Annotated in this window: 13 protein-coding genes; 5 read left to right on the top strand and 8 right to left on the bottom strand. The window is 41.4% G+C overall.

The genetic code is table 11. From position 1 onward, the window contains the following. Nucleotides 1-150 precede the first annotated feature (150 nt). On the bottom strand, nucleotides 151-399 hold the full coding sequence (locus QZY09_RS01360; RefSeq protein ID WP_295667190.1) for a hypothetical protein: 249 nt from the start codon (nucleotides 397-399) through the stop codon (nucleotides 151-153). 137 nt (nucleotides 400-536) lie between these two features. Here QZY09_RS01360 and QZY09_RS01355 point away from each other — a divergent pair, with 137 nt between their 5' ends. From QZY09_RS01355 to QZY09_RS01335, 5 genes are all read left to right on the top strand, one after another. Next, nucleotides 537-1,019: a GAF domain-containing protein gene (locus QZY09_RS01355; protein ID WP_295667187.1), complete on the top strand. Its 483-nt coding sequence runs from the start codon at nucleotides 537-539 to the stop codon at nucleotides 1,017-1,019. Continuing rightward, on the top strand, nucleotides 1,012-1,659 hold the full coding sequence (locus QZY09_RS01350; RefSeq protein WP_295667183.1) for an alpha/beta hydrolase: 648 nt from the start codon (nucleotides 1,012-1,014) through the stop codon (nucleotides 1,657-1,659). Before QZY09_RS01355 ends, QZY09_RS01350 begins: the two co-directional genes overlap by 8 nt. Next, nucleotides 1,656-2,258, top strand: a complete 603-nt coding sequence (locus tag QZY09_RS01345) for a DNA-3-methyladenine glycosylase (protein ID WP_295667180.1) — start codon at nucleotides 1,656-1,658, stop codon at nucleotides 2,256-2,258. The genes QZY09_RS01350 and QZY09_RS01345 overlap by 4 nt, the downstream gene beginning before the upstream one ends. A gap of 87 nt (nucleotides 2,259-2,345) precedes the next feature. After that, nucleotides 2,346-3,620 (top strand): kynureninase, encoded by a 1,275-nt coding sequence (gene kynU, locus QZY09_RS01340; protein WP_295667176.1) that lies wholly within the window; start codon nucleotides 2,346-2,348, stop codon nucleotides 3,618-3,620. A gap of 73 nt (nucleotides 3,621-3,693) precedes the next feature. After that, nucleotides 3,694-4,596: a histone deacetylase gene (locus tag QZY09_RS01335; RefSeq protein WP_295667172.1), complete on the top strand. Its 903-nt coding sequence runs from the start codon at nucleotides 3,694-3,696 to the stop codon at nucleotides 4,594-4,596. On the opposite strand, the gene QZY09_RS01330 is transcribed toward QZY09_RS01335, so the two are convergent. From QZY09_RS01330 to QZY09_RS01300, 7 genes are all read right to left on the bottom strand, one after another. Further along, on the bottom strand, nucleotides 4,593-5,972 hold the full coding sequence (locus tag QZY09_RS01330; protein ID WP_295667169.1) for an MATE family efflux transporter: 1,380 nt from the start codon (nucleotides 5,970-5,972) through the stop codon (nucleotides 4,593-4,595). The genes QZY09_RS01335 and QZY09_RS01330 overlap by 4 nt on opposite strands. A 70-nt stretch (nucleotides 5,973-6,042) precedes the next feature. Continuing rightward, nucleotides 6,043-6,666, bottom strand: coding sequence for a helix-turn-helix domain-containing protein (locus QZY09_RS01325; protein ID WP_295667167.1), 624 nt, complete (start codon nucleotides 6,664-6,666; stop codon nucleotides 6,043-6,045). A 3-nt stretch (nucleotides 6,667-6,669) separates the two neighbouring features. Beyond that, nucleotides 6,670-7,140: a GNAT family N-acetyltransferase gene (locus QZY09_RS01320; protein WP_295667164.1), complete on the bottom strand. Its 471-nt coding sequence runs from the start codon at nucleotides 7,138-7,140 to the stop codon at nucleotides 6,670-6,672. A gap of 36 nt (nucleotides 7,141-7,176) precedes the next feature. Next, nucleotides 7,177-7,668, bottom strand: a complete 492-nt coding sequence (locus tag QZY09_RS01315) for a DUF4442 domain-containing protein (protein WP_295667161.1) — start codon at nucleotides 7,666-7,668, stop codon at nucleotides 7,177-7,179. A 184-nt stretch (nucleotides 7,669-7,852) separates the two neighbouring features. Then, entirely contained in the window at nucleotides 7,853-8,647 is a 795-nt protein-coding gene (locus QZY09_RS01310; RefSeq protein WP_295667158.1) for an SDR family NAD(P)-dependent oxidoreductase, read from the bottom strand. 509 nt (nucleotides 8,648-9,156) lie between these two features. Further along, on the bottom strand, nucleotides 9,157-9,606 hold the full coding sequence (locus QZY09_RS01305; protein WP_295667155.1) for an OsmC family protein: 450 nt from the start codon (nucleotides 9,604-9,606) through the stop codon (nucleotides 9,157-9,159). Between the two features lie 160 nt (nucleotides 9,607-9,766). Then, entirely contained in the window at nucleotides 9,767-10,210 is a 444-nt protein-coding gene (locus QZY09_RS01300; protein ID WP_295667152.1) for a DinB family protein, read from the bottom strand. Nucleotides 10,211-10,328: the final 118 nt, after the last annotated feature.

Below are 10,328 nucleotides of genomic sequence, written 5' to 3'. Positions count from 1 at the left end.
AGCTGTTTAATTATAAATACAGATCAAACAAGTTGAATTCAAGCTATATAAAGAGGGCATTTTAACCCCAAAATACAAAATAATATTTTGAATACTATTTTTTACCTGCATAAGTAACTATACTTCAATAATTTACAAAGACAACCGAAATCAATAGTTATAGCGTTGATAGGTTTCTTTAAAATCCTTCCGCATTTCTGCAAAGCGGGCTGAAACGGTCTTTAAAAACACCTCATCCATTATTTCAAAAATGCTGTTCACCCCGTCAAGCAGGTCGATCTCTGCGATTTTGTAGGTCTGCTCAAAACTCCCCTGCTCAATCTTCACAATGTATTTACTGTTCATATTAAGGATGGAGATCTTAAATTCGGGGTGGGGTAATTCGGCAATGATTCTCATGATTTAAATATAAATTTCCGGCAGGGATATAAAATATTACGTCTCTACGCCAAATGTAATATGGCCTGATCAAATAAAAGATTAAATATGAGATTTGTCTTATTTACTTTCAAAACAGCTTCGTTACTTTTGCAAACATGGCAGAGGATTTAAATATCATATCATCAACCGACAAAGCTGAGTTATACCAGTCGTTAATTCCGCAGATCGAGGCGTTGCTTCAGGGCGAGTCCGATCTTATTGCTAATCTGGCCAATATTTGCGCGGCGCTGAAAGAACAATTCAAATGGTTTTGGGTTGGCTTTTATATGGTAAAAAACAACGAACTGGTTTTAGGCCCGTTCCAGGGGCCGGTAGCCTGTACCCGTATCGGGTTGGGAAAAGGTGTTTGCGGCGCCGCCTGGCAGCAGGCCAAAACATTAATTGTTCCGGATGTGGACGCTTTCCCGGGTCACATCGCCTGCAGTTCCCTCTCCAAGTCAGAGATCGTCCTTCCCTTGTTTAAAGATGGCACAGTTGTCGCTGTGCTTGATGTTGACAGTGAAGCTTTGAATCAGTTTAACGAAACAGATGCTTACTACCTGGAGCAAATTACAACACTGGTAAACTTCAATGAGTAACATCTACCTGATCCCTGGTTTAGGTGCCGACTGCAGGATTTACAACAACATCGACTTTCATGATCACGAAGTTACCTGCGTAGACTGGATAGAACCGCATAAAACAGATACTTTAACCACCTATGCACAAAAACTTATCTATCAATACCATATCAAACAAAATTCAATTGTAATAGGCAATTCTCTAGGTGGAATGATAGCTATAGAAATAGCCAAAATTATCCCAGTGGCACAGGTAGTACAGATCTCCAGTATCAAAACTATAGATGAAGCGCCCTGGTATTTTAGTTTACTGAGGGTAATTCCTTTTTACAAACCAATCCCTGGAAAAGTATTTACCCGACTGGAATTTTTAATCAAACCATTTTTTGGACACATGAACGAGGCAGACAACTGGCTCTTCGCAGATATGCTTAAAAAATCATCGCCGGTATTCTTAAAGTGGGCCATGAATGCAACGCTGAAATGGGATAATAAAGTGATCCCCAAAAATGTTGTGCAGATTATAGGGGATAAAGACCTGGTATTTTCATATAAAAGAATCAAGGGCGCAATCATCGTCATAGGCGGAACGCACATCATGATCTTTGAACGGGCAAAGGAAGTAACCCAAATATTAAAGCGCATCTTAAGAAAATGAAGTTACCCGAATCATATTATCACAACGATGATGTAGTGGCGCTAAGCAGAGATTTGCTGGGCAAATACATCTTCACCTGTATTGATGGATTAAAAACAGGTGGATATATTGTTGAAACAGAAGCCTATAAAGGCATAGTAGACAAGGCATCACACGCCTACGGTAACCGTAAAACACCCCGTACCCAAACCATGTTTATGCTTGGCGGCATTTCTTACGTTTATCTATGCTTTGGCATCCACGAAATGTTTAACATCGTAACTTCTGCCGAAGGGCAACCACATGCGATATTGATCAGGGCCATAAATCCCACCGAAGGGGTAGACATCATGCTGCATCGGCGCAATATGCCGGCATTAAAACCCAATATTACTTCAGGTCCGGGTTCCGTTGCTAAGGCTTTGGGTATATCCAGGAAGATCAATGCATTAAGCCTTCAAAGCAATGAGATCTGGTTAGAGGATAATGGATTAACGTTTGAAGATGAAAAAATCGCTTCGGTTCCAAGAGTCGGCGTTTCCTATGCAGCCGAGGATGCTTTATTACCCTATCGTTTTTATGTAAAGGGTAATCCATATGTCAGCAAGCCGAATAAATAATTAATTTTGTCGGTGTAGAGCAATACCTTGCGTCTCCAGGCATATTTCAGAGACACAAAATATTGCGTCTACAATTAGCAATAACCAATGATCTATCAAAACACCTTAGCATTCGCCACTCAGCTTGATGAACAGGATCCATTAAAGAATTTTCGATCCAAATTTCTTGCGCCAAAGCATAACGGGAAGGATGTGATCTACCTTTGCGGCAATTCTCTCGGACTTCAGCCCATAACCGCGCAGGCCGAAGTTGACAAGATTTTAAAGAACTGGCAGGAACGTGCAATAGAAGGATTCTTTACAGGCGATGAACCATGGCTTGATTTTCACAAAAGGCTTACTGATACGCTTTCAAAGATACTTGGCGCGAATCGGGACGAAATAACCATCATGAATTCACTTACAGTAAACCTTCATTTATTGATGGTAAGTTTTTATAAGCCAAGCCGTAACAGGTTTAAAATAATGATGGAAGGAGGGGCGTTTCCATCGGATCAGTATGCGATTGCAAGTCAGGCAAGGTTCCATGGCTATGATCCGAAAGACGCGATAATTGAATTGTTTCCACGGGAAGGTGAGTTTACCTTGAGAACGGAAGACATCATCCGGAAAATAAATGAACATGCCGACGACCTTGCATTGGTGCTTTTTAGTGGCGTAAACTACTACACAGGACAGCTGTTTGATATGCCGGCGATAACGAAGGCAGCTCATGGCGCCGGAGCTTTCGCAGGGTTCGACCTGGCCCATGCTGCGGGGAACGTTCCGGTAAAACTTCATGAATGGGGCGTTGATTTTGCCACCTGGTGTTCATATAAATACATAAATTCCGGCCCAGGGGGAATAAGCGGCGCATTTGTTCACGAAAAGCATTTCGATAATAAAGAACTCAGCCGGTTTGAAGGATGGTGGGGCTTCCGCGAAGATAAACGCTTTTTAATGCCTTCGGTATTTGAGGGAGAAAAGGGGGCTGCAGCCTGGCAGTTAAGTACGAGCCCGGCAATATTGCTCGCTTTACACAAAGCCTCTCTTGACATTTTTGAAGAAGCGGGCGGCATTGCACCGCTACGGGCAAAAAGCGAATTGCTTACCGGCTACCTGGAGTTCCTGATCAATGAGATCAATGAAAAACATGGTGATGAGCTGTTTAAAATCATCACCCCAAAAAACGGGACAGAGCGAGGCTGCCAGTTGTCTATCGTTTGCAAGCAAAATGGCAAGGCAATATTTGATAGGTTAACAGAAAATGGCGTCGTCGGCGACTGGCGCGAACCAAACGTGATTAGATTAAGCCCAGTGCCGCTTTACAATAGCTTTAAGCAGGTTTTTGAGGCTGGGCGGCTACTGGCAACTTCAATTTAAGACAATTGATTACAGGGCGTAAAATTCGCAAAAAAAGCCAATCTGCGACATTCCAACCTTCCAACGATTAAACATGCTCAAAATAGCTTACGATCCGATCTACATACACCCGTTGCCGGCAGAGCATCGTTTCCCAATGCTGAAGTACGAGTTGATTCCGGCGCAGCTCCTGTATGAGGGATTGATTAGCGAGGAAAGCCTTTTTTCACCGGGTGAATTGTCAGAAGAAATTATATTATGGACACATGAGGAAGCATACTGGACCCAATTACGCGATTTAACCCTGCCGCCAAAAGAGCAGCGTCGCACCGGGTTCCCCTTATCAGCCCAATTGATAGAACGCGAAAAACGCATAGCACAGGGTACCATTGAAGGATGCCTGCACGCAATTAACTTTGGCGTGGCCTTTAATGTGGCTGGCGGAACGCACCATGCCGGCACCAACTGGGGCGAGGGTTTTTGTTTATTAAACGATCAATCAATTGCCGCTAATTATCTATTAAATAACAAATTAGCTTCTTCTATCTTAATTATTGATTTAGATGTCCACCAGGGAAACGGGACGGCGCAAATATTTGAAAACAATCCATCGGTATTTACTTTTTCGATGCACGGCGCAAATAATTTCCCTTTTCGCAAAGAGAAATCCGACCATGACATAGCATTGCCTGATGGCACAGGCGATGAGGAGTACCTTCATCTTTTAAAAACGATCCTTCCGCAACTTATCGACCGGCAGCAGCCCGATTTTATTTTTTACCTGTCAGGGGTTGATGTTTTGGCTTCCGACAAATTAGGAAAAATGGCTTTAAGTAAAGCTGCATGTAAACAACGCGATCAATTTGTATTTGAACAATGTATCGCAAATAAAATTCCGGTACAGGTGAGTATGGGTGGGGGCTACTCGCCTGATATTAAAGATATAGTTGAAGCTCATTGCAATAATTACCGGGTGGCAAATGAATTATATTTTTAATCCTGCGCTTTGATTAAAACCGTTTTATCCCGGTGTTTCTTGCTGATGAACTGAAACCGAAAAAAAAGCAGGATGGCCGACACCATCAATCCCAGCACCAATCCGTACCAAACCCCTTTTACGCCCAAATGTAATTTAAGGCCCAACAGATAACCAACAGGCAAACCCACCACCCAATACGCCAGGAAGGTGATAATTGTCGGGATATTAACATCGCCCATACCCCGTAAAATGCCAAGGCCAACCACCTGGGCACCATCAAACAACTGAAAAAATGCGGCAATGATAATCAATTGTGCAGCAATATTAATAACGATACTATCTGAAGTAAATATCCATGGTAAAAGGTGATTAAAAACGGTGAATACAGCAGCTGTGATGCACATAAACACCAAAACAATGTGGTAGCTGGAAATAGCTGAATGCCGGAGTTTTTCATGTTCGTTGCTGCCAAAATAATTGCCCGATTTTATGGCTGCCGCAGCAGATAATCCGCTTGCCATCATATAAGTCATAGAAGCAAGATTAATGGCAACCTGGTGTGCGGCCTGCTCATGATAGCCAATCGTGCCGATAACAATCGCTGCCGCACTAAATGCGCTAATTTCAAAAGTGTATTGTAACGCTACAGGGCCGCCGATACGGAGTAATTGGATACATCGTAAACGATCAATGTTCTTCAGCGCAAATGTTCGCAGATAAGCCTTAAAGTTAGTCGATTTAAAGACGTACAAACCCATTACTGTCGCCATAATACATCGGTCTGCCAGTGTACTGTATCCCACTCCGCGAACGCCCATCGGGCTAATACCTAACATACCTTTTACCAGTACAATGCCCAAACAAATGTTAAATAAATTACCCCATATAGAAATAGACATGGCCTGCCTGGTAAACCCAAGCCCTTCGGCAAATTGTTTAAAGGTATTAAACACCAGCATAGGGATCATTGACAAGCCGAGCAACACCAAAAATGGACGCGCCTGTTGCACTACAGCAGGCGTTTGATGAAGATGATCCAATAAAAACACAGAACCGAGCAACGTAAAAACGAAAAGAATAATGCCTGTAACTACATTTATGAAAAGGCTGTTTGACAGCAGGCGCCCGCATTCCACGTAATTATTCCGGCCATTATGCTGCGCAATAAGCGGAGTGATACCATAAGAAATCCCAATACCGATCACGAGGGTAATAATGAAAATACTATTGGCTAAAGAAACTGCTGCAAGTGAAATTGTTCCCGCAAAATGACCAACTATTATAGTATCCGACGTTTGCACCAGCGTATGCCCCAACTGGGAGATCACCACCGGGATCGCCAGGTTCAGGTTTTCGTTATAGTGCGGTTTATATTTATGATAGATGGATTTCATGTTGGGGGGCTATGTTTAAAGGTTGGAAAGTTGTAATGTTGTAACGTTCCGATTCTTTCACTTTCGGTCTCTATACCGCCGTATAAAACTCTTCTTTTTCAGTGGTATTGATCCTGATGATTCCTGATAGGATCAGATCCACCAGTATGCGTTGTGCTTTACGCCGGCCTACTTTTAACAGGTCGCAGCATTCTGCAACGGTAATCCGCGCGGTCTTTTCAAGGTATTCCAATAATGTCTTTTCATTAGAAGAATACGCGATCAATACGCCTTCGGTGCCTGACTTGCGTTTGAGTACATCAACTACAATTTTACTGGCAAGTATGCTTTTATCCTTTACCCTAACATACACCCACCATTTACCGTCTTCAGCCAAAGCAAAATAAGGCTTAGTGTCGGTTTGTGGAATTTCCACCACCAGCACAATTTTATCATCAATATAAACCTCTTCAAAGACGGGCTCGATGGCTGGCCGGGCAAATAAATGAGCAGCCCTGGTGATCATATAGCGTTCTTCATCCTCTGATTTTACACCTTTTATCGTGCCATCATCGGCCACGCCTATTAAAAGCCTGCCGCCTCTGTTATTCGCAAAGGAAACCATCGTCCGGGCGATTTTTTCGCAGCTGGTAATCGTTTTCTTAAAGTCGAGAGAAACACCTTCGCCTTCAAAGATCAGCTTTTTAACATTCATGGTTTATTGTTCCTCTTTGTTTATCACCTGGTAGGGTTTAAATCTCTCCATCCAGTTTTCAGGGCGGCTTAGGTTTGTAAATCCAAACTGGCTGTATAAGCCGTGTGCATCAGCTGTGGCCAGCGACCAGCGCCTTAGTCCCTGTAATTCCGGGTGCTCGGTAATGCTTTGAATTAACCACTTTGACAAACCAATTCCCCTGCAACCGGGAAGTACAAAAACATCGCAAATGTACGCAAACGTAGCCTTATCGGTAACTACCCGGGCAAATCCAACCTGCCTATTTTCTTTAAAAATGCCAAAGCATATCGAATTCTCTATAGCCTTCACAAGCCTTTCTGCAGGCAGGCCCTTTGCCCAGTATGACTCTTCGCTCAGGTATTGGTAGATACTATTAAAATCAAGTAAACTTTTATCTGTCGAAATCAGATATCCTTTTTTTAAGAAAGTATCGGCATTCATAAAAACGTACATTTTCGTCCGAATAATTTTTTATTTTCTACTATACATTCAGGCCTGATCTTCGGCTTCTTTATTCCCGGAATAATTTAGATCCCTCATATAAATTTCATTGATCACCGATGCGCACAGCTTATTATCTTTATCAAATATTTCTGTAAGGTATGATTTCCTGAACCGGCCATTCAGCTTTAGTTCATTCTCGCAAATAGCTATTTCACTGTCATTTATTGTAATTTCAAAATGAAGATTTGAATGCGCCGGTTTATGGTACCGGATTGCGGACGACCTTGTCCAGGCCCGCACATTATAACCCTTCAGAGACATGATATTATTAAACAGCAAAGGATGGAAAGGGTCAGCCGCAGCGTATATCGTCCCCCCAAAAATAGATTTGTGATAGTTTTTGTTTAAAATACTTTTCCCAATCTTTACCTCAACACCCCTGAACCCCTTGTGAAACCTCGTTATCCATATGCGTTGAAAAAACAGGGGAGGGTAGAAGCGCAAGGTCCATTTTAACACACCTTCGGATACTAACATACCTGCTAAATATCCGAAAAATTAGTGTAAAATAAGGCGGGTGATTTAAAATATTACGATTACCAAACCAAACTTGTCACCAGCACGCGAGACATTGGGACTACCAAAGTGGCAACGCAGCCGGTGGCGCCAGTCGATACCATGAAAAACGAAACGGTAATAAAGAATACTACATCTTCAAAATCTAAAAAGCACTTTTAACAACACCGCCGTCGGCACGTACGGCTGCACCATTGGTAGCTATTGACAGGTCGCTGGCGAGGTAGGCCACCAAACTTGCGATTTCATCCGGCTCAATAAATCGTTGCAAAATAGATGTCGGGCGTGTATGCTTAAAGAAATCAGCTTCAATTTCTTTTACAGTTTTATTGTTCGCTTTGGCCATATCCTTTAAAAAATTGCCGGCACCTTCAGAGAAAGTGGGGCCCGGCAATACGGTATTAACCGTTACACGCGTGCCTTTTGTTAATTCAGCCAATCCCCTGGCCACCGAAATTTGCGCGGTTTTGGTCATCCCATAATGGATCATTTCTTCAGGGATCTGGATAGCCGATTCGCTCGAAATAAATAAAATCCGGCCCCAGTTTTTTTGGATCATTTTATCAAAATAAGCTCTTGACAGCCGGATACCGCTCATCACATTTACTTCGAAAAACTTAAACCAGTCTTCGTCCGGGATGTCTGTAAATTGTTTTGGCTCAAAAATGCCTACATTATTTACCAGGATATCAACTTCCGGTAATTGATCTATTAAATTTTGCACCTGGGCTTTGTCCGCAAAGTCAGCAATAATTCCTGTTATATTTTCATTTCCGGTTTCATTTTTCAATTGCTCAACAGCTTTGTTAACTCTTTCAGCAGTTCGGCCATTAACAACAACCTGCGCGCCTTCATTAGCCAAAGCTTTTGCAATGGCAAATCCAATACCGGCTGTTGAACCTGTAATCAGCGCGATTTTATTTTTTATTTTAAGATCCATGAGAATTTGTTTTATGTTCTTACTGAAAAGACAAGTTTAAAGATGTTTTAACAAACCTTCGGATATTTAATAAAAGATGGGATGAAGCTGACAAAATAGATCTGATTTAAAACCAATATTTATTCTCATAATTAACATTATGTTAAGTAATAAACTAATCGAATCACCCCTTTCTCCTTTTCTTTCAGATAAGATGCTTCTCTGTAAAACTTGATGCGTTAAAAATTGCCGTTAAGTAACAACGATAGAATATGCGTTTAATAAACCAAAGAATAGTTAATAATTGGGACTAGATGAAGTTTACCAATAAAAAAGTTTTTTGTGTAAACCCGGCATTTTTACAATTAATTGATTATCAATTACAAATGCAATTATATTTGTAATTTTAGTAAACCCTGTGTAAACCCTTTTGTTTTTTTTCGTCGTATGCCGGGCTGGTTTTTAATATACAATTAGCCGCTAACAATTATTAGCGGCTAATTGTATAAAAGAAATGATCTTGAATTTTATTAAATGAAATCTACGCCTTCATTTTCAGCGGCATGAATAAAAACTTTCCATTTAATATTCGCACCGGCTTTTTCAAGCGTAGCGGAAACAGAACAATATTTCCCCATAGATAACTCAACCGCTTTTGCTGCCTTATCCTCATCTATATCGCCATATAAATGAAACTCAACGTCAATGTTCTGCCACAATGAAGGTTCTTTCCCTTTTTCCCGTTCGCCGTTAACTACCATTTTATAGTCTTTCACTTCCTGGCGCTGTTTTTTCAAAATAGCAATTACATCAATGGCCGAACATCCTGCAAGGCCCATCAGCAATACCTGCATGGGGCGTACACCAAAATCCTGGCCACCGCTTTCGGGGCTACTGTCCATTTGTATACTATGTCCATTTTCGTCTGTAGCTACAAAGCCAAAATCTCCGCTAACCCGGGCAAGTTCTATTTTAGGCATGATTTTTATATTTTAAAGCACTAAATTATGATTTTTAGTTCAGGAATGTTTAACGCAAATGTAAAATAGTGAGAGGTGAATTGTGAATGGTGAGTTGTTGGTGTTGATAAAGAAATTTAACCAGGTTAAATCCGACCAGGTTTCAGTTAATGAATTCATTTTATTTTCGATTTATGATCTGATCTAAATGATGTGTCAGATGTGCAACATAATCCTGCGCCAGCCATTCAACAGAATGCAAACTTTGTTCCGTTTTGTTGTTATCGCATTGCGCCAGCAACCTGTCAGCGGGATAATTATCTAAAACACGGATAATTTGCCTGTTCAAAAGATACCATAAACTCAGCAACTCATCAAGGTTTGCTTCCTGGTAATGTTGGGCCTGCACCCATTCTACCTGGTCGTATACCAGTTTAAAGTTCTCCTGGTATGTACATCGAACAAAACGCTGCAGGTTGATCTGGGCGCTGTCAGTTAAATGCCCGATGATCTCTACTGCCGACCATTTTTCCGGCCCGGGCCTGTTTTCCCAATTAACATTTTGAATATCTGATGTTAAAAAGTGTTCAATTGCTTTGTTTAATTGCGCGGTAATCTCTTTCATTTTTTAAGCTCCTTTACCCATTATAGGGGTTACTGCGTTCCTTACTTTACAACTTTAGCCAAAAAAACTTTATCTTCAAAGCGGGAATTATCATATGGCGCTTAATTATATCTGGATT

This window comes from uncultured Mucilaginibacter sp., assembly GCF_903913935.1.
Taxonomy (GTDB): domain Bacteria; phylum Bacteroidota; class Bacteroidia; order Sphingobacteriales; family Sphingobacteriaceae; genus Mucilaginibacter.
The sequence above is the reverse complement of the archived record's forward strand: the minus strand, read 5'-3'. Positions and strand labels throughout refer to the sequence as shown.

Excerpts from the sequence above, each read along its gene's own strand:
- QZY09_RS01305 (WP_295667155.1), bottom strand. The coding sequence starts at position 9,606 with ATGCCTAAAATAGAACTTGCCCGGGTTAGCGGAGATTTTGGCTTTGTA.
- QZY09_RS01360 (WP_295667190.1), bottom strand. The coding sequence starts at position 399 with ATGAGAATCATTGCCGAATTACCCCACCCCGAATTTAAGATCTCCATC.
- QZY09_RS01300 (WP_295667152.1), bottom strand. The coding sequence starts at position 10,210 with ATGAAAGAGATTACCGCGCAATTAAACAAAGCAATTGAACACTTTTTA.
- QZY09_RS01345 (WP_295667180.1), top strand. The coding sequence starts at position 1,656 with ATGAAGTTACCCGAATCATATTATCACAACGATGATGTAGTGGCGCTA.
- QZY09_RS01335 (WP_295667172.1), top strand. The coding sequence starts at position 3,694 with ATGCTCAAAATAGCTTACGATCCGATCTACATACACCCGTTGCCGGCA.
- QZY09_RS01325 (WP_295667167.1), bottom strand. The coding sequence starts at position 6,666 with ATGAATGTTAAAAAGCTGATCTTTGAAGGCGAAGGTGTTTCTCTCGAC.
- QZY09_RS01350 (WP_295667183.1), top strand. The coding sequence starts at position 1,012 with ATGAGTAACATCTACCTGATCCCTGGTTTAGGTGCCGACTGCAGGATT.
- QZY09_RS01310 (WP_295667158.1), bottom strand. The coding sequence starts at position 8,647 with ATGGATCTTAAAATAAAAAATAAAATCGCGCTGATTACAGGTTCAACA.
- QZY09_RS01320 (WP_295667164.1), bottom strand. The coding sequence starts at position 7,140 with ATGTACGTTTTTATGAATGCCGATACTTTCTTAAAAAAAGGATATCTG.
- kynU (WP_295667176.1), top strand. The coding sequence starts at position 2,346 with ATGATCTATCAAAACACCTTAGCATTCGCCACTCAGCTTGATGAACAG.
- QZY09_RS01355 (WP_295667187.1), top strand. The coding sequence starts at position 537 with ATGGCAGAGGATTTAAATATCATATCATCAACCGACAAAGCTGAGTTA.
- QZY09_RS01330 (WP_295667169.1), bottom strand. The coding sequence starts at position 5,972 with ATGAAATCCATCTATCATAAATATAAACCGCACTATAACGAAAACCTG.
- QZY09_RS01315 (WP_295667161.1), bottom strand. The coding sequence starts at position 7,668 with ATGTTAGTATCCGAAGGTGTGTTAAAATGGACCTTGCGCTTCTACCCT.